At 58.7% G+C, this 18,869-nt stretch carries 12 protein-coding genes and 1 tRNA gene; 10 read left to right on the top strand and 3 right to left on the bottom strand.

What is annotated here, in order from left to right:
- Positions 1-68 precede the first annotated feature (68 nt).
- Both CFT68_RS07305 and CFT68_RS07300 read right to left on the bottom strand, forming a co-directional pair.
- Complete coding sequence (locus tag CFT68_RS07305; protein ID WP_088842724.1) at positions 69-1,529, bottom strand: O-antigen ligase family protein; 1,461 nt, start codon at positions 1,527-1,529, stop codon at positions 69-71.
- On the bottom strand, positions 1,526-2,725 hold the full coding sequence (locus CFT68_RS07300; protein ID WP_088842723.1) for a GumC domain-containing protein: 1,200 nt from the start codon (positions 2,723-2,725) through the stop codon (positions 1,526-1,528). Before CFT68_RS07300 ends, CFT68_RS07305 begins: the two co-directional genes overlap by 4 nt.
- Positions 2,726-2,887: 162 nt before the next feature.
- Between CFT68_RS07300 and CFT68_RS07295 the strand changes: the two genes are divergently transcribed.
- The 10 genes from CFT68_RS07295 (at position 2,888) to CFT68_RS07250 (ending at position 15,923) form a co-directional block, all read left to right on the top strand.
- Entirely contained in the window at positions 2,888-4,360 is a 1,473-nt protein-coding gene (locus CFT68_RS07295; RefSeq protein WP_141106480.1) for an oligosaccharide flippase family protein, read from the top strand.
- A gap of 72 nt (positions 4,361-4,432) precedes the next feature.
- A complete protein-coding gene (locus tag CFT68_RS07290) occupies positions 4,433-5,341 on the top strand; it encodes an FkbM family methyltransferase (protein WP_088842721.1) in 909 nt (302 codons plus the stop codon).
- 172 nt (positions 5,342-5,513) lie between these two features.
- A complete protein-coding gene (locus CFT68_RS07285) occupies positions 5,514-6,647 on the top strand; it encodes a glycosyltransferase family 4 protein (RefSeq protein WP_088842720.1) in 1,134 nt (377 codons plus the stop codon).
- A 130-nt stretch (positions 6,648-6,777) separates the two neighbouring features.
- Positions 6,778-7,407 carry a polysaccharide deacetylase family protein gene (locus CFT68_RS07280; protein WP_317044098.1) on the top strand — a complete coding sequence of 210 codons (630 nt, stop codon included), beginning with the start codon at positions 6,778-6,780 and terminating at the stop codon, positions 7,405-7,407.
- A gap of 57 nt (positions 7,408-7,464) precedes the next feature.
- The gene (locus tag CFT68_RS07275) at positions 7,465-8,565 is read left to right on the top strand and encodes a glycosyltransferase (RefSeq protein ID WP_088842718.1); all 1,101 of its coding nucleotides are present in this window, start codon (positions 7,465-7,467) and stop codon (positions 8,563-8,565) included.
- 288 nt (positions 8,566-8,853) lie between these two features.
- The gene (locus CFT68_RS07270; RefSeq protein ID WP_212590370.1) at positions 8,854-11,154 is read left to right on the top strand and encodes a glycoside hydrolase family 3 C-terminal domain-containing protein; all 2,301 of its coding nucleotides are present in this window, start codon (positions 8,854-8,856) and stop codon (positions 11,152-11,154) included.
- A 298-nt stretch (positions 11,155-11,452) separates the two neighbouring features.
- A complete protein-coding gene (locus CFT68_RS07265) occupies positions 11,453-12,259 on the top strand; it encodes a TatD family hydrolase (RefSeq protein ID WP_088842717.1) in 807 nt (268 codons plus the stop codon).
- 88 nt (positions 12,260-12,347) lie between these two features.
- Positions 12,348-13,403 (top strand): asparaginase, encoded by a 1,056-nt coding sequence (locus tag CFT68_RS07260; protein WP_245815301.1) that lies wholly within the window; start codon positions 12,348-12,350, stop codon positions 13,401-13,403.
- Between the two features lie 68 nt (positions 13,404-13,471).
- Positions 13,472-13,559: transfer RNA gene (locus CFT68_RS07255), tRNA-Ser, on the top strand.
- A 393-nt stretch (positions 13,560-13,952) separates the two neighbouring features.
- The gene (locus tag CFT68_RS07250) at positions 13,953-15,923 is read left to right on the top strand and encodes an ATP-binding protein (RefSeq protein WP_170934728.1); all 1,971 of its coding nucleotides are present in this window, start codon (positions 13,953-13,955) and stop codon (positions 15,921-15,923) included.
- Positions 15,924-15,996: 73 nt separating this feature from the next.
- On the opposite strand, the gene CFT68_RS07245 is transcribed toward CFT68_RS07250, so the two are convergent.
- The gene (locus CFT68_RS07245) at positions 15,997-18,651 is read right to left on the bottom strand and encodes a BamA/TamA family outer membrane protein (RefSeq protein WP_141106477.1); all 2,655 of its coding nucleotides are present in this window, start codon (positions 18,649-18,651) and stop codon (positions 15,997-15,999) included.
- Positions 18,652-18,869 lie beyond the last annotated feature (218 nt).

Below are 18,869 nucleotides of genomic sequence, written 5' to 3'. Positions count from 1 at the left end.
AAGGGCTTTTCAGTACTTGAGTAGGTACCATCGGGTAGGTTGCTTAACTGCCAAAGACAACCCTGGCCCTAGGTCACTACTTCACCCTTTGCTTCTTTCAGCCAGCTGCCCAACCTGATCAGCACCGCCAGATTGAAGAAGAAAAAGGAGCCGATTTTGTCTACCTCAATCAGCTCATTCAGCAGCAAGTGAAACACGATAACCACAAAACTGAGCCCACAGGCCAGCACAACATAGCGCAGGTCTGAGTGCGGAGCCGTGCGGTGGTAGAGGTGCTGAATCATCAGTAGGCTTATGCCCAACAGTACCGCGAAAAGCAGCATGCCCGGAAAGCCCTGCTCGGCCAGCAGCAAAAGAAAATAGTTGTGCGTGGTGGACTTTTCGGGGTTGTCGCTGACAAAGGTGCGGAAGCTGCGAACCGTGTATCGCTTGTATTCGGGGTAAAAAGTGCTGGGGCCGCTACCTACCAAGGGCTTGTCGGCCGTCATCCGGATGGCGGCCACCCAGCGGTATACGCGCTCCATGCCCGATACATCCTGCAGCTTATACGTAGCCTCCAAGTGTTTCTGAAAGTTCTTACCGTTGAAGATTGTTTTCTCGAAATCCGGAGCGTAAAGCATGTAATTGTTCTCGCTCACGAAATAGCTGGTACCAGCCATTACGGTTACCACTGTAGCAATCAGCAAGAGCCGCATCTGGCGCAGGCGTATGATCAGGTAGAAAATGCCAGCTACCGGCAGCGACAAAATAGAAGCGCGAGTATAGGCCGTCAGGATGCCAAAAAGCATCAGGCCAGTGGCTATGCGCCAACCCAAGCGGGGCAGGCCAGTTGCTTGACGGGCGCCATACCACGAGAAGGGCAGCAGCAGGGCCAGCACCGTGGCGTACGTCACGTGGTTGCGGTAAATGGGTTGCACTGCCGGATTGATGCCATCGAAGGCAAAGCCAAGTGCCGCGTGCCGCACAATGATAATCAGCACCGTGACACAGGTGCCCGCCACGTAAAAACCGGCTACCCGCCACATATCGGCGGGCTTGCGCACCAGCAGTAAGGTGCCCAGTATGAAAGGCACCAGGTACCAGATTTTGGCCAGGATGTACTTAATCGACTTGGTGGAGTCGACGGAAAAAAACGACGAGGTGACCGACCACAGCAGCATCAGGCAGAGCACTACCACAATGGGGTGGAGCACCTCGCGGGTAGGTAGGCGCACCCGCCGCATAAGCAAAGTGGCTATTACGCAGCTCGTCAGCGTTATCATCAGCGGCTCGGAAGGCACATCGAGGCTGAGACCACCGGGAATAGGAATTTCCCGCGAGAAGGCCAGTGTAAGGAACAGCAGATAATAGAGCAGCGTCCAGTCGGTGAAAATCACCAACAGGCCTAGGCCTAGGCCTATGGGCAACAGCGCCAGTGGTGTTTCGAACAGAGCTGCCGTGGCGCCGCCCAGAATCAGCAGCAGCATCAACCCCGCAAACAACCGTTGAATGGGGTCGGCGGGGCGGAGCCGGTTCAGCAGTTCGCTCACAGTGTAGCTACGGCTGGGCGCTGGCCACGTCGGTAGAGCTCCAGCAGCGTGATAATCACAATCGAGAGGGCCAGCGTAATGAATACTGAACCCACCACAATCAGCCAACGAACAGGCTTGCTTTTGCGAGTAGCGGGGTACGCCTTCTGCACCACGTAGAGCGACGAAATACGCGCTTTGATGGATAATTCAGCCGTTTCGTACTCGCCCTGGGCTTTCACCAAGCGGTCCTGCAAATCCGTTACCCGAGCCGTCAGCAGGTTCAGCGAGTCGATGCCGTTGATGTAGCTTTCAGCATTGATCAGGTTGCCGCTGCTGGCTTGCGTGAGGCCCCGGAGCGCCCGACGTAGGCTGGTAGCTTTGGGGCCACCTTTTTCTTGTTGCAGGGCGCTTTCCGTTTCTACAATTTCGCGGGCCAGGTAGCTTTCGGTATTGGTGGTATTCTCCAATTCATCCTGCTTGATGCGCTGAAGGGCCAGGCGCAAGCCGCGCGTTTTAACATATTGCCCCGTCTGATTCAGCTCCCGCTCCACGCGCACAATTTCGCGGGCTAAGTAGCGCGACTGTTGCTCCGGACCGAAGATGCCGTACCGTTGCCGAGCCTGCACCACCTGGCGGCGGGAAGTCTCATATTCTTTGTTCAAAAACTCGTAGCGCTGCTTAAACAGGCCTAGTACGTTGCGCCGGTTTTCCAGCGTAAGCTGCTGATTGATAGAGTCAATAACGGCCACCATACTGTTGGCAATGCGGGCTGCCAGCTTCTTATCGGTGTCTTGAAAGGTGAGCTCAATAACATCACGCTCATTGCGTACAATGTCTAGGTTGTCGCTGAACTCCCGCAGGGCGTCGTTTTCGGCTTTGTCGGTGCCGGGGTTGCCCACACCATAGTGCTCGTATAGGTTGAAGCGCTTAAGTATCAGTTCGGCCACCGGCTGCGAACCACCCACGGTAATCACCCGGTCCAGGTCTTCGGTGCGCCCGCCAAGTTCCAACTTCTGTCCTTCCACAATGCGGTCGGGGTCAGAGTTTTGTGGGTTTGTAGGGAAGAAAACCGAAGTGGAAGAATAGATATTTGGCAGCAGAAAAGCCACAAGAGTACTGACGACCAAAGCCAGCACCAAGGCAGCTAGTACTAAGTTTTTCCAACGATTAATAATAGGCCACAGGCCTAGAAGAGAATAAGGACGCTCGGTCATAATACAGGTATAGCCACTAGCCCGGAAGTGAAAAGCAGGCAGTAGTGGCCGGCAAAGATAGGAGAAAAACGGCCTGTGCCGCAGCAAAGGCACCTATCGGGCTCGGCGGGTTTTTACGTAGTTTTGCAGCCCAGCCAGCGTGCTGCCGTCAGGTGGGCCTTGGTGGCTGGACCCCAGATTCTCAGTTTAAGCACGCCCCGCATCAAACGATTTTTCGGAAATATCAGTCTTGTGGTGCTGCTCAACCTGTTGGTAAAGCCTGGCTGGGTGGTGCTCGAAAATATTGTGCAGGACCGGCTAGGCCATGCTGCCTTCGGCCTGTTCACTGCGCTGTCGGCCCTCACGCTGGTCTTGGCCACCGTCTCGGATCTGGGCCTGACGCACTACAGCGTGAAGCGCGTGGCCTCGGAGCCGGCTTTTCTTACGGAGTACTTTCCTACCATTTTGCCTCTACGTGGCCTTCTGAACGTGGTGGCGCTGGCCGGGATGCTGGCCGTGGGGTGGATTATTGGCTACCGCGGCTACCCCTTGCTGCTGCTCGGGGCCATTGGGCTTAGCTTGTTGCTGGCCCAGTACGGGCAGTTTTTGCGCGGCACACTCCAAGCCCACCAGCACTTCAATACCGATGCAGTACTGTCGGTATTCGAGAAGTTCCTGCTGCTAGGCCTGGTGCTAGGCCTGTTGCCGCTGGGGCTCACACTGGAGCGCTACGTAGGCGTGCGGGTGGCGGCGGCCATCTTCACTACGGTGTTGCTGTATGCCCTCATGACGCGCCTTTTCGGACGAGTGCGCTACCGCTGGCAATGGGCCCAGGCCCGCACCGTGCTGCGAGAAACCGTGCCTTTTGCTGTTATCACGCTGCTGTATGGCGTGAATGAGCGCGTAGATATGGTAATGCTGGAGCGCCTGGCTTCGCCCACCGAGGCGGGTTACTATGCCGGCGCTTACCGTTGGGTTGATGCCGTGATGATGTATATCTGGACGGTGCTGCCGCTGTTCTTTGCCAAGTTTGCGGGCGCTGCCCACAACCAGCAGGAGCAGCGCGACCTGCTCTGGTTTGGGCAGCGCGTAGTTACGGTGCCCATGCTGCTGGTATGTGCCTTTGTGCTGTTTCGGGGTGAGGTGCTGTTCTGGCAGTTCAAGCATAGCACCCCTGAGGAAGTGGCCCGCATGGCGTGGTGCCTCAAAATCCTGTTTGTGAATGTGCTGGTGCATTCCTTCTTCGCGCTTTATGCTTCCCTGCTCAACAGCACCCGCCTCGTAAACATGGTTAGCTGGCTGGTAGGCATAAGCGTGACCCTGAATATTGCGCTGAATGTGGTGTTTCTGCCGCGCTACGGAGCTATTGCGGCCGCCTGGAATACACTTTTCTGTGCTGTGTTCGTTTCCGGGGTGTATGTGTGGCTGGTGCAAAAGAAGGCCGGCGTGGCGGTACCGTGGGCTTTGCTAACCCGGATGCTGGCCGTTTTTGGGGCATTGTGTGGGGCCTGGTATGCCATGCAAACCTACCTGCAGCTCCCGTGGCTGCTGGAAGCGGTGGCAGCCGGAATAGTATTCCTGGGCCTCGTGCCGGCGTTGGGTATTGTGCGGCTGGCAGAACTTAAACAACTACTGAAACGCAAAACAGAAGCGTAATCCCCGATATTTGTTCACCCTGTTTCCTGCCTCGACCATCGGTAGGCCTGTTCGCGTCTCTATTATTCATACATGAATCCCCTCCTGCAGCAGCTTGATCAAGTAGAAAACCTGGCCAATGCCACCAAATGGCACCGCCTACTACACGCTCCGGGGAAGTATCTGTACGCTATTGGGTTTCGGCAGCTGGTGTATGCCCGCACCAAAAAGGGTCTGGTGAAGCAGGTAAACACGTTTTTCGGGGTGCCCATGCAAGTGGTGCTACCCGCCGGAACCGATATTTACCTGACCGGCGGCAAGTCGCACAGCTCGGAAATCCGGCTGGCCCGCTTCCTCATCAATACCCTGCAGCCCGGCGACACGTTTTTGGATGTGGGAGGACACTTCGGCTATTTTGCCCTGCTGGCCTCGCGCCTGGTAGGCCAGTCGGGCCGGGTACTGGCCTACGAGGCCTCGCGCAGCACCTACGCCGTGCTGGCCGAAAACGTGAAGGGGAAAGCCAATATTGAGGCCATAAACCAAGCCGTTTCCGATAAACAGGAAACAATATCCTTCTATGAGTTTCCGGTGCTCTACAACGAGTTCAACTCGATGGATGTAGCGCAATTTGCGGGTGAGAAGTGGTTTAAGGAGTTCAAGCCCACGCGTATTGATATTCCTGCCACTCGTATTGATGACGTTCTGGCAACGACCAACCGCGAGCCGGCCGTTATCAAAATCGACGTGGAAGGAGCGGAGCTAAAGGTAATTGGGGGCGCGGCAGACAGCCTGCGCCGGCTGCGCCCATTTGTCGTGATGGAGTACCTGGAGCCCAAGCGCCACAACGCGGAGCACCAAAAGGCGGTGACGCTGCTGCAGGAACTAGGCTACGCGGCACATTCGTTGGATGCCGCTGGCCAGCCCGTGCCCTGCGCCGACCTGGATGCGTTTCTGGTGCAGCACAACTACGACTCCGACAACTTCGTGTTTATCAAGCGGTAGTAGTAACCGTTGCGCTTGAGCACGGGACCGGCCACTTTCTACAAAGCACTCCTAGGCCACTCAGCGAAGCCGGTCTCGTTCTTTCCATACCGGAAATGATATGGCGCAGGAGGCTGGAATCAGGGCAGAATACCGGATATTGCCGACATCTACCCGCCGAATTACTTGTTGATTGGAAATTGCCGTCAATGTCCGCTTCCTGCTGCCCGGCGATAAGCTGGAAGGCATCGGGCGTTTCACTTATGAAACGCTGCGCCGACTTGTGCGGCAGCACCCGGAGCATACGTTTCACTTTCTCTTCGACCGGCCTTTTGATTCCCGGTACCTGTTTGGTGCTAATGTAATACCACATGTCCTGGGGCCGCCGGCGCGGCACCCGGTGTTGTGGGTGGCCTGGTTCGAAGGCGCCGTGTCGCGCTGGCTGCGGCGGTACCGGCCGGCTGTGTTCCTCAGTCCCGATGGCTATACCACTCTTCGCACGCGCGTGCCCCGCGTAACGGTGCTACATGATCTGGCTTTCGAGCACTTTCCCCAGGATGTTGACCGGCTTACGTTGCGCTATTACCAGTTTTTTACGCCACGTTTTGCTCAGGCCTCCAAGCGGGTGGTAGCCGTTTCAGAAGCTACCCGGCAGGATATAGTGCGTGCCTATGGGGTACCCGCCGAGAAAATAGGCGTAGTCTACAACGCGGTCGACGAGCAGTTTCGGCCTCTGCCGGAAGCCGATCAGCAAGCCACGCGCGACCGGTTTAGTGCAGGCAAACCTTACTTTCTTTTTGTAGGAGCGCTGCAGCCACGCAAGAACCTCATCAATCTGCTGCGCGCTTTCGATCAGTTCAAGCAGGAAACCAACGCCCCCACCAAGCTGCTGGTAGTAGGCCGCACCGCCTGGAAAGCTGGCCCTATCTTCGAGGTGTACCGGCATATGCAGTTCCGCCACGATGTGCACTTAACGGGCCGCGTAACCGACGACGAACTGGTGCAACTATATGCGGCGGCCTTTGCTACAGCCTATGTGCCGTATTTCGAGGGCTTCGGCATTCCCATCATTGAGGCGCAAGCGTGCGGCTCACCGGTTATTACCTCCAACTGCAGCTCCATGCCCGAAGTAGCCGGCGGCGCGGCGCAGCTCGTCGATCCATTTCAGGTAGAGTCTATTGCCAATGGTCTACGCGTGCTGCACACCCAGCACGACAGGCGGCTGGAGCTCATTGCCCGCGGGTTTCGCAACGTGCAGCGCTTTTCCTGGGAGCAAAGCGCCCACGCTCTGTGGCTCATGCTGGAGTCGGCGGTCAATACCAAATAAACTAGGTTGGTGAGGATATGGGCTAGTCAGAAGTGGCCTACGCGTAGTCGGAATCCGTTCGGCGCCGTACTTTGCAGCGCCTGCTCCGTTTGTAGGCCACTCGTTTAGCCAACTTAACTCGTCTCTTTCTGTGCGCTTGTTTCGAATGCCGGCTCCGGTGCGGCGCCTGTTTCCTGACTGCCTCTGGGAGATGCCTGCCACCAACCCGCCCACCATCTATCTGACCTTCGACGACGGCCCCATTCCGGAGGAAACGCCGTTTGTCCTGGAAACCCTGGCCCGGTTCAATGCCCGCGGCACGTTCTTTTGCGTGGGCGACAACCTGCACCGCCACCCCGAAGTAGCGCAAGAAGTAGTAGCGCAGGGCCATCGGCTGGCCAACCACACCTACCACCACATCAGCGGCTGGCGCCATTCCCGCGCCCGGTATCTGCAGGATGTAGGCCAGTGCCAAGCCCTGCTTGATGCGCTGCAGCCCGAGCCTAGGCCACTCATACGCCCACCCTACGGCCGTATCACTATCCCGCTGGCGCAGGCCCTGAACAGCACCCACCAAGTAGTTATGTGGGACGTGCTGACCTACGACTACGACCGGGATTTTGCCGCCGAAAAGTGCCTGCACCACGCTATTCGCAATACCCGGCCCGGCTCCATCACCGTCTTTCACGACAGCCTGAAAGCCAGCCGTAACATGCGCTACGTGCTGCCGCGGTACCTGCAGCATTTTTCCGAGCAAGGCTACCGGTTTGAGCGGCTCTAGGCCAGGGTAGAAGCGAGGCGGCGGCAGTCTGGCTTTCCTGAGCGTAATTTGCGCGGCATGGTTTTCCTGACGCTGTACTTCCTGGGCTGGTTTGGGCTGCTGACTACGGCCATCGTGTTGTTCGCCCGGCGGCAAGGCAGTCCGCTACATCCCGTGCCACAGCCGCTGCCCCGCGTGAGCATTCTGATAGCTGCTCGCAACGAAGAAGCCGCCATTGCGCGGTGCCTCCGGGCCATCCGGGCACTACACTATCCTCCCGATCTGGTAGAAGTGCTGCTTGGCAACGATGGCTCCACCGATGATACTGCCGCCCAAGCACAGGCTAGTATGGAAGGCTATGCCGGCTCGTTTCAGATAATTTCTATCGAAGAAAAACTTGGTACGGCGCACGGCAAGGCCAATGTCCTGGCTCACCTCGCCCGCGTAGCAACCTCGGAGTATTTCTTTATCACCGACGCCGATATTGCCGTTCCTGCTTCCTGGTTGCAGGGCTTGCTAGGCCACCTGGCGCCCGGCGTAGGCATCGTGACGGGCCTCACGCTCGTGACGGGGGCCCGCCTGTTTCACCGCCTGCAGGGTCTGGACTGGCTGATGTCGCTGGGGCTGGTGCAGGTCGTGACGGACCTGGGGCGGCCTGTTACGGCCATGGGCAACAACATGCTCATCACGAGAGTGGCCTACGAGGATACTGGGGGCTACGAGCAGCTGCCATTTTCTATTATCGAAGATTTTGAGTTGTTCAAGGCGGTGCTTCGGCATGGCTACACCTCACGCAACGTATTTCGGCCCGAAGTGCTGGCCGAGTCGTTGCCCATCTATACATGGCGTGGCCTGCTGCACCAACGGCGGCGCTGGATGCTGGGGGTAGAGGCGCTGCCCGCGTGGCTGAAGCTGTGTTTGGGATTGTACGGCTCCTTCCACCTGGTGCTGCTGGCACTGGCCTGGCTGGCCGGATTGAAGGTGGCGCTGGGCGTTTGGCTGTTGAAAATGCTTCTGCAAGGTGGCCTAGCGGTTCTCTGCTTTGGGCGGGTAGGGCGCCGGGCGCCCCTTGAGCTGCTCCCGATGTTCGAGCTCTATACCATTTTGCTTACTGCCGGTTTGACAACGTTTCGTCTTCTGCCGCTTCGGTTTGAGTGGAAGGGCCGTCGATACTCCTAAAAAAGCTGGTTGTTTTTTAATTGTACCGGAGTAAGTCTAAAAACTATCGGGTGTTCTGTAGGTGTGTGCTAACGTGTGTGGTAAGTGTATAAGGTGCTCAGAAAATAGCTCTGAGAGGCCACAGTGCATATTTTGGTCACGTGTTTTTACTGTTTGCCAACGATATATTTGGCTTAGCTGACACCCGCCGGAGGCAGGAGTGCGTGCCTGAGTGGCCGCGGCCCTCTCATTTCTGACGCTTCCGGCGTGCTCTCATCGTGCTACACTTCCACCCGTTTTATTCGCTCCATGCTTTTTGAATCCCGCTCCCGCGCCTTCCTGATGGCGGCACTCTTTTGTGCTACTACCCAGGTGGCCCCGGCCCAGACGAAGCCCGCTACTACCCGTCCAGGGGCCACCGCTACCTCCGCGAAAAGTGCTGCTACAGGTGCCAACCGCCAGCAGGCTCTGCTTGCCAACGAAGCCAAAATTGATCAGCTCCTCAAAAAGCTGACGCTGGAAGAGAAGATTGCCATGGTGCACGCCACCTCTTCCTTCAACTCCGGCGGCGTGAAGCGCCTGGGAATTCCGGAGATGGAAACCTCCGATGGCCCACACGGTGTGCGCCTGGAACACGGCCGCGACTGGCAGCCCGACGAAGGGGCCAACGACTCCGGCACGTACCTGCCTACTGGCAACACGTTGGCCTCTACCTGGAACCCCGCGCTGGGCTACGCCTTCGGAACGGTGCTGGGCAGTGAGGCCAGCTTCCGGGGCAAAGACATCATCCTGGGTCCCGGCATCAACATCATCCGTACGCCGCTGAACGGGCGTAACTTCGAATACCTCAGCGAAGACCCGCACTTGGTGTCGAAGATGGTGGTGGGCTATATCCGCGGGGTGCAAGACCAGGGCGTTTCGGCCTGCGTGAAGCACTACGCGGCCAACAACCAGGAGGAGCACCGCAACGATATTGACGTGAATATGAGCGAGCGGGCGCTCCGCGAAATCTACTTGCCCGGGTTCAAGGCCGCGGTGCAGGAGGCTGGCGTGAACACGCTGATGGGTTCCTACAACAAGTTTCGGGGCCAGTATGCCACGCACAACGCCTACCTGATGAACGACATCCTGAAAGGGGAGTGGGGCTTCAAAGGATTGGTAATAAGCGACTGGGGCTCGGTGCACAACACGATGGAAGGTCTGCGCAACGGCACCGATCTGGAAATGGGCACCGACCTTTCCCTGATGTACAGCAGCGTCGACCAGACGGCCAGTGCTGGTATGCCGAAGCTTACGCCTGCACTCTACGACCGGTTCTTCTTCGGCACGGCCGCGCTGGACGCCATCAAGAAAGACAAGTCATTGGAACCGCTGCTCGACGACAAAGTGCGCCGCATCCTGCGTGTGATGTACGCCACCAATATGATGGATGGTGCTAAGCGCAAGGCCGGGGCCTACAATACCCCCGAGCACCAGGCCACTGCCCTGAAAGTAGCTGAAGAAGGCATTGTGCTCCTGAAAAACGAGGGCAACATCCTGCCCCTCAAGAAATCCACGAAAACCTTCGCGGTTATTGGCGCCAACGCCACGCGCGAAAACGCACTAGGTGGTGGCAGCTCCCAGGTGAAGGCCAAGTATGAGATTACGCCGCTGCAGGGTCTGCAAAAAGCACTGGGCCCGCAGGCCAACATCACCTACGCCCCCGGCTACAAAATTGCCCGCGGACAGATGGCTGATCCTGAACTGATTGCTCAGGCCGTAGCCGCCGCCAAAGCTGCCGATGTAGCCATTATTGTAGGAGGCGCCACGCACGGCTACGACTACAAAGTGTGGTCGGATAACGCCTACGACGCGGAGGGCTACGATAAGCCCGATATGCATATGCCCTTTGGCCAGGATGAACTGATTAAGGCGGTGCTGGCGGCCAACCCCAATACGGTTGTGGTGCTGCTGAACGGCGGCCCGATTGATGTATCAGCGTGGGCCGGGCAGGCCAAGGGGATTGTGGAGGCTTGGTACCCCGGCATGGAAGGCGGCAACGCGCTGGCCCACGTGCTGTTCGGCGACGTGAATCCTTCCGGCAAGCTGCCCATGACTTTCCCCGTGAAGCTCGAAGACTCACCTGCGCATAAGCTAGGAGAGTACCCTAGCACCCCCGGCGACCCGCTGAAACAGACTTACAAGGAAGACATTTTCGTGGGCTACCGCTACTTCGATACCTATAAGGTGGCGCCGCAATTTGCCTTCGGTCATGGCCTGAGCTACACAAGCTTCGAGTACGGAAAGCTAGCCGTGAAGCCCGGTAAGCAAAGCGCTACGGTAACCCTCACGGTGCGCAACACGGGCAAAGTACCCGGTGCCGAAGTAGTGCAGCTCTATGTAAAGGATGAACAAGCCAGCGTGAAGCGCCCCGAGAAGGAGCTAAAAGCTTTCGAGAAAGTCTTCCTGAAGCCCGGCGAGTCTAAGACCCTGACCATGAACCTCGGCGCCGATGCCTTCAGCTACTACGATGAAGCCAAGAAGCAATGGGTGCTGGAGCCCGGCAGCTTCAACGTGCTGGTAGGCAGCTCCTCCCGCGACATCCGCCAGACAGGAACAGTGAAATTGTGATTTAGTGAAACGGTGATGGGGTGAAAGGTGGTCTAGGCCTATCGTGTCATTGTGAGGAGGCACGACGACGCAATCTTTCCTTTCGGCCGCACCAAGTACTGGCCTACCGAAAAGCCCTTACCTCCACACTGGAAGTAAGGGCTTTTCGGTTTCGTCAGAAATGCCGCATGCGATAAGGAAAGATTGCGTCGTCGTGCCTCCTCGCAATGACACGATAGGCCTAGGCCACCCGCGCCGTCCAAGCCACCTTTCACCCCATCACCATTTCACTAAATCACAATTTCACCACCTTTGTGAGATGCAACTTTCTGATTCGCACGCTCACATCTATTCCGAGCAATTCAAACCCGACCAGGATGACATGCTGCGCCGCGCTTTTGATGCCGGAGTAAGCACCATCTTCATGCCCAACATCGACCACACCAGCATCGACGCCATGCTGGAAGTGGAAGCCAAATACCCCACGCGCTGCTTCGCCCAAATGGGTTTGCACCCGTGCCACGTTACGCGCAATTTCGAAAAGGAGCTCTACGAGGTAGAAACCTGGCTCGGCCGCCGGCCTTTTGCGGCGGTAGGGGAGTGTGGTATTGATCTGTACTGGGACAAAACCCACCTTTCTGAGCAGCAGGAAGCCCTGCGCATTCAGGTAGCGCTAGCCAAGAAGCATAACCTGCCCCTGGTGCTGCACACCCGCGACGCCTTCCGCGAAACCGCCGATATCATTGCGGCCGCACAGGATGGCACTTTGCGGGGCGTGTTTCATTGCTTTTCTGGTTCCAAAGAAGAAGCCGAGGAGGTTATCAAATTGGGCTTTAAGCTGGGCATTGGGGGCGTGGCAACCTTTAAGAATGGAGGTCTAGATAAGGTGCTTCCCGGCATAGGCCTAGAGCATCTTTTGCTGGAAACCGATTGCCCGTACCTGGCGCCAGTGCCGTACCGGGGCAAGCGCAACGAGCCCGCTTACCTGCCGCTGGTAGCGCATCGGGTGGCAGAACTACTCGGGAAGGACATGGAAGAAGTAGCCGAAGCCACTACCCACAACACGCTGGAACTGTTCGGGGAGTTGCCCGCGCAGCAAGGCCCTCAAGCTACACAAGCAGGCTAGTCGAACGCCCTACTGCTCCACGCGCAGAAGGGCGTTCTTGTTTACCTTCACCACCCCATAACCTCCCACCCAACTCACCTGCCCACTATTGGCTACTCCTTCTACTTCCGGCCCCGCACAATCCGCTATTCTGGTCATTTATACCGGTGGCACAGCTGGCATGGCCTATAACAGTCGGGGTGAGTTGGTGCCCATGAAATTCGAGCAGATTCGGAAGAAAATGCCGGAGCTGCGGCAGCTGAACATGCAGGTAGATGTCCTGAATCTGGGGCCGCCTATTGATTCGTCTAACATCACGGTGGCCGATTGGCTGGCACTGGCGGCGCTCATCCGGGACAATTACGACCGCTACGATGGCTTTGTAGTGCTGCACGGCACCGATACCATGGCCTACTCGGCGGCGGCCCTGAGCTTCCTGCTCGAAAACCTGGGCAAAACGGTGGTATTCACGGGGGCGCAGGTGCCCGTAGGCCGGATTCGGACGGATGCGCGCCGCAACCTCGTGACGGCCTTGGAACTGGCCGCGGCTCGCCACCCGGCCGCGGGCACGGTGCGTGTGCCGGAAGTATGCGTGTTTTTCAATGAGCTGCTGATCAGGGGAAACCGGGCCAAGAAAGTAGAAAGTCAGCAGTATAACGCTTTCCGCAGCGAGAACTACCCGCCGCTGGCCCGCGCCGGCATCGAGCTGGAGTTCCACGACAAGCAGATTCGGCTGCTACCCTCGGCGCCCCTGCACGTGCATACCCACCTCGATGACCACGTGACGATTCTGCGCCTGTTCCCGGGCCTCACGGAGCGTATGATGCGGGCCCAGCTGGATGTGGACGATCTGCGCGGTGCGGTGCTGGAAACCTATGGTTCCGGCAATGCCCCCACCGCGCCTTGGTTTCTCAGGTGCCTCCAGGATGCTGCTGAGCGGGGAGTGTACCTGCTCAATGTGAGTCAGTGCGAAGAAGGCCGTGTGCTGCAGGGCCGCTACGAAACCAGCGCCCACCTGACTGGCCTAGGCATCATGGGGGGAGACGATATTACGGTAGAAGCCGCCATTACCAAGCTCATGTTCGTGTTGGGCCTCAACCAGGAACCGGAGGTTACACGGCGCCTTCTGACCCAGGACCTACGCGGCGAAATCACGCTAATCTGATAGGATAGTGGCCTAGCGCTTGCGTATCCCGAAAATAGGGTGTTATTTTGCGCCACTTCCCCGCATCTAGAGAGGTGTCCGAGTGGTCGAAGGAGCACGCCTGGAAAGTGTGTATAGCCCAAAAGGTTATCGTGGGTTCGAATCCCATCCTCTCTACAGTAAAGCCCGTTTCTGATTCAGAAACGGGCTTTTTCTTTGTCCTTATCGCCTGGCCATTCAGCCCTTACCGCAAAGCAGCAGAATGGGGCGCAGAACGCGCTGAAGCGAAGGGAGCAAGCTCAGGTAGGTGCCGCTAAAATTCACTATATTAGAGCATATTAATTCTAATATTAGTCATCTTTCACTGGGAGAGAGTGGCCAGTAGAAGATGGCTTGGTTGCAGGGGAAAGGCCGGTAGGAGCCAAGTGAAGTTGCTGTATTGGCTTGCCAGCTGACTGGCGCGAAGAGGCTTCGGGAGTGTTGTTCTTTTCCGTCTGGAAATACTTTTTGTTCGCTGCCATGAGAACGGTGTGCATACTTATATTGTGCTGGCTGGGCCCGGTGCAAGCTATGTACGCCGCTCAGACGAATGTCCAGATAGACAGTATTCGGCAATTACTCAGAACTCCCCACCCCGATACAACCCGGGTGCTGCTACTGGCCCAACTGGCCTACGAGTACACCCAAACCAATCCGCTGGCTACTATTGCGTACGGACGGCAGGCGCTCCGGCTGGCCCAGCAAGTACACTTCCAGCGGGGCGAATGCTGGGCCCTGATCCGGATGGGCTCCGGCTTCCGGGAAGCGGGAAACTACCCGGCCGCGCTACAGGTGGGTCTGCAAGGCCTGCATGCGGCCGAAGGCCTCGGCGACCCGGAGCTCATTGGCAGGGCGCTCAACGCGCTTGGCTACCTGTATTGGGAGCAGGGCAACAGTCGGCCGGCCCTGAACTACTTCCTGCAATCCAAGCGCATGGCCGAAAAAATCAGCAACCAGAAGCTGCTGACCCGGGTGTTGGGCAATATTGGCAATGTGTATCAGCAGCTCAACCTGCTCGACTCAGCCCTCTATTATCTCAGGCGAGGATACACGCTGGACCTGGTGAACCGGGACCTGGTGAGCGAAGTAGGCGACGCCGGCATGCTGGGGAATGTGTACGCCCGCCTCGGCCGAAGCGGCCTGGCCCAGTATTATTACCGCCGCAGTATTAAGCGGGCCAAAAAGCCGCATATCACGTTTGCGTTGTGTCGCTCGTATCTGGGCCGGGCCCGGCTATTTGAGAAGGAGGGAGGCATATGGGCCGATTCGGCGCTGCAGAATGGGCGGCAGGCGCTGGCTGCCGGGCAGCTAGGCCACTACCCCAAGGGAGTACTGGAAGCCAGCCAGTTTCTGGCCACCGCCTGGGCCAACCGCCAGGACACCGCGGCGGCGTACCGCTACCTGAGCTTGGCCAATGCCACCCGCGACAGCCTGTTCAGCCTGAGCAAGATGGCTCAGGTGCAGGCCCTGGAAGTGAGCGACCGGCTGAGCCAGCAGGAGCTGGCCGCTGAGCAGGAGCAGGCGGAGGCCGAGCGCCGGCAGCTATGGCTATTGGCCGCCCTGGCCGGTGCCCTGCCGGCGCTGTGGCTGCTGTGGCGCAACAACCGTCTCAAGCAGCATGCTTACCACCAGCTCAACCGCAGAAACGCGCAGATTGCGGCCCAGCGCGACCGGCTTCGGGAGGCGCTGGCGGAGCTAAAAGCCACGCAAAACCAGCTCATGCAACGCGAGAAAATGGCGTTTCTGGGGGAGCTCACGGCCGGTATTGCCCACGAGCTGCAAAACCCGCTGAACTTCGTGAAGAACTTTGCCGACGTGAGCACCGAGCTGGTAGAGGAAATGTCGGGCAAGGAGCACGAGGTAGCTTCCAGCAACAGCATAGGCCAGGAGTTTCTGACGGGATTGAAGCAGAACCTGCAGAAAATCAGCCAGCACGGGCAGCGGGCATCGTCCATCATTCGGGATATGCTGGAGCACTCGCGCTCCGGGCCGGGCCGGCGCGAGCCCTCCGACCTGAACGCCCTCACCGAGGAGGCCCTGCTACTGGCCTACCAGGGTTTCTGCGTCAAGAATCCGGAGTTCAAGGCTACCCTCACCCGAGAATATGACCCTGGGCTGGGGCTCGTGCCCGTTATCAGGTCCGATATTGTGCGGGTGATGCTGAACCTGTGTGCTAATTCCCTGTATGCGGTGCTGGAGCGGCAGCGCAAACTGGAGGCTTGCGCCGCCACTACTGGCTACGAGCCCACCATCACGGTAAGCACCCGCCGCACGACTGAGCGGGAAGTAGAGCTCAAGGTATTGGATAACGGTATCGGGATGCCGGAGAGCATCCGCACCAAAGTTTTTCAGCCTTTCTTTAGCACCAAGCCACCCGGCGAAGGCACTGGCCTAGGCCTCTCGCTTTGCTTTGATATTGTGGTGCAGAGCCACGGCGGCAACCTGGCGGTGAAATCGAAAGAAAACGAATTTACCGAGTTTACCGTGCGGCTCCCCAGTTGAGGTAGCGTCAGGAACTGGTTCTAATGAACAACAGGGTGGCGGCTGACCGCTGGTCTGCAGTGGCCTAGTGGGGTTAAAAGTGGAAGCCGAGCCGGATTACGGGCATGCGGTCCTCTCGGGAGAGGCCATATGCCCCGACGATTACCACGCGCCGGAACGGCTCCAGCCACAAGCCCCCGCCGTAGCCCGTGTGCCAGGTATCGGATGGCTCGCCGTCAAGCCACACGCGCCCAACATCATGAAACCCCACCACGCCAAACTTGGCGGATACTAACAAGGTGTTGAGAGTAGCGAGGTAAGCCCTGAATTCCAGGTTGTTGTACAAGCTGTTTTCTCCGGCAAAGCGGGTACGGCGGTAGCCGCGCAGGGTAGAAAGTCCGCCCAGGGTTGCGGCCTGGAAAAACTCATAGTGGCTGAAGTTGAAGGTACCGCCCACCCGAGCCGCCAGCGTAATGCCGGGCGTGGCCGCCGGAGTCCAGTATCCCGCGGCTTCTGAGGTGAGTTGAGAGAGAGGGCGGGCGAGGCCATTGAGCGGGCGTAGGCCAGTATACTCGGTGTGCCAGAAAACGCCCTTGATGGGGCGCCAATCGTTGTTGCGCGTATCCAGGATATGGCTGAGCTTAACTCCGGCATAGTGGCGGGGCTCAAATAGGGTGGCGGCAGAGCCGTTTCCGTCGGGTACCTGCTCAATGAAACGCCCGCGGGTATGCACCACCCGCACCCGCTGATACTGGGGGCCAGCCAAAAACTGGTGATGCCCTACGCGGCGGCGCGCCAGCGTCTGCAGCGTCAGGTTGTTGTAGCGCACGCGGTAGTAATCGATGCCGAGGTCCTTATTAAACGGGGTTTCGTTGCCGAAGCCAAAGAAGTTGCGCACGTAGTTGGGGGCTTGCAAGTCGGCGCGGAGCAGCAAATCGAGGGGGCCAGCCACCTGGTTGAACTCGCCCTGGTAGCGGAAGCTGTAGGCCGCCGTGCCCAGCGCGACATTGGCCTGCGCCCGGTGCACGGCGGCCCACGGCGTTTTGCGAAACCCCGGCTTGCGAAACTCCACCCCGAGACCCAGGAAAATGCCATCATCGGGGTTGTAGGCCAGGGGTAGCAAAGGGCCCACATACGGATAGCGAAACGCCTGCCGGTTGTGCGCATTCACGAGCGAATCGGGGGAGGTGCGGTTGCGGCTTTCGCTGCTCAGCGTGAGCGTGTTGCCGGTGGGTGTATCATACATCACCGTGCGGTGGCCTAGGCCAGTCACTCTGGAGCGGTCCGTAAGTACGTCGGCCCCGTCGCCGCCTATGAGGCGGACGGTAACGCTCGTGTGTGCCTCGCCGGTCACAGCCATCTTATCGGGGCCGCCATGGCCGTATAGCCTGATTTCCCGGGTTTCATCGGTCAGAAAGGTGCGCTCATACAGCGGCTCGCCAGTGGGCTGCCCATCCGGATCCAGGGCATACATCCTGACGCGGGTCTGGGCATCGTTCAGGCGCTGGATTTCAAACTGCTCAGCCTGGTTGCTGCCTGCTATATCCACTTCCTTGGCCAGAAAGCGGTAGTACTTTTCGGCATAAGCGGGCAGGGCGTCGCGGTTGGATTTCAGCTTGGCCACAATGGTAGGGCCCGATAGCGCATACACGGAGTCAGGGAGCCGGCCAATGGCCTGTTCCAGCACGGCATCGGGGAGGCGGGCCTGCAGGTCATGGGCTACGGCTGCCCAGTCTGCGCGGGTGGTTTCCGTGAGGAAGGAACGGTCGAAGAAACGGGCACTGAACATGAAGGTGTTGATGTCGCGCAGGGTGCCATCGAAGCCCTGCACGGCGGGCACGGCCCAGTTGCGGCTCGCAATGTTGGGCAGCAGCCCCTGGTTCACGAAGTAGGCCTGGTCCCGGTCGCGGGGCACGGCACGCAGCAGCAGGCCACCGCCGGGCAGGCTGTAGGCCAGCCACCGCCACTGGTCCTCGTGCCGGTCGAAGTCGGCCACCAGCACATCAAACAGGCGGGCCCGAATCAGCTCTTTTTGGTCGATGCGGTTTCTGGAATCGGCGCGTAGCAGCTCCAGCACTTTCGCGGTGCTATAGTTTTTCTCGAGCGCCCGGCCCGTGAAGGAAGCCGGTACCTGCGGGTCGCGCTCCTCCAGCAGGGCCAGCGTGTTGGCAAAAAGGGGCCGGAACTCGCCCAGGCGCTCATCATCGGGCACGTACACCAGCTCGGGGTTGGTGTGACCTACGCCGGCCGCTTCGGCCAGAACAGGGATGGTGAGGGCGGCATAGGGGTGGGCCGCCGATACCTGATCCTGCACTACTTTGGCGGCCAGCGTGTTGCGCAGCTCCTCTTTCAGCACCTGCTCGGTGTTTTTCTCAATGGAGCGCAGCACGTACTCGCGGCCGTTTGCCGCCCGCAGTCTGAGCGATTTGGTTTGCTTGCCGCCGCCCTGCTTCAGGGGCTGTAGGCCACCCTGCGCGGTGCCCAGTTGCAGGACCGGCACACGCACCGGCTGCTGCCACTCCTGCCGGTAGTTCTGGCCCAGCAACCATGTCCGGAGCTTGCCGGCCTGGTACTGCTGGCTTGCGTTTACTACCACCGTGCCTGTCTCCTTGAAAGGAGGCGCACTAGGCCTGTTGGTTTCCTCGGAGCCGGCCGAAGATATACTGGAAGATGATTTTGCTGACTGTTGGGCCTGAGCCAACGGGAACGTGGTAGCCCAAAGGACCATTGCCGGTAAAAGAATCCGCATAGAACACGGGGTTTCAGTGGGGCGCAACTCTTCTCAATCAACATTTTATGCCCCCGCTGGCCTGCACTGCCCGAAGCAGCCAGCGGCGTTTGCAGCGGTAGGAAGCCCAAGGCAGACTTTTCAGGCACGCTCTTACGGAGTGGCCTACGGGAGGCAATGGCTATGCCAGATGCCAGTAGAAAGGGGAAGGGGGCCGCACAGAGGCCCGATAACGTGCT

Source organism: Hymenobacter gelipurpurascens, assembly GCF_900187375.1.
GTDB classification, from domain to species: Bacteria; Bacteroidota; Bacteroidia; order Cytophagales; family Hymenobacteraceae; genus Hymenobacter; species Hymenobacter gelipurpurascens.
Note: the sequence above shows the minus strand (reverse complement) of the source record. Positions and strands in the feature narration are given on the sequence as shown.

Excerpts from the sequence above, each read along its gene's own strand:
- CFT68_RS07300 (WP_088842723.1), bottom strand. The coding sequence starts at position 2,725 with ATGACCGAGCGTCCTTATTCTCTTCTAGGCCTGTGGCCTATTATTAAT.
- CFT68_RS07290 (WP_088842721.1), top strand. The coding sequence starts at position 4,433 with ATGAATCCCCTCCTGCAGCAGCTTGATCAAGTAGAAAACCTGGCCAAT.
- CFT68_RS07275 (WP_088842718.1), top strand. The coding sequence starts at position 7,465 with ATGGTTTTCCTGACGCTGTACTTCCTGGGCTGGTTTGGGCTGCTGACT.
- CFT68_RS07270 (WP_212590370.1), top strand. The coding sequence starts at position 8,854 with ATGCTTTTTGAATCCCGCTCCCGCGCCTTCCTGATGGCGGCACTCTTT.
- CFT68_RS07265 (WP_088842717.1), top strand. The coding sequence starts at position 11,453 with ATGCAACTTTCTGATTCGCACGCTCACATCTATTCCGAGCAATTCAAA.
- CFT68_RS07250 (WP_170934728.1), top strand. The coding sequence starts at position 13,953 with ATGTACGCCGCTCAGACGAATGTCCAGATAGACAGTATTCGGCAATTA.
- CFT68_RS07245 (WP_141106477.1), bottom strand. The coding sequence starts at position 18,651 with ATGCGGATTCTTTTACCGGCAATGGTCCTTTGGGCTACCACGTTCCCG.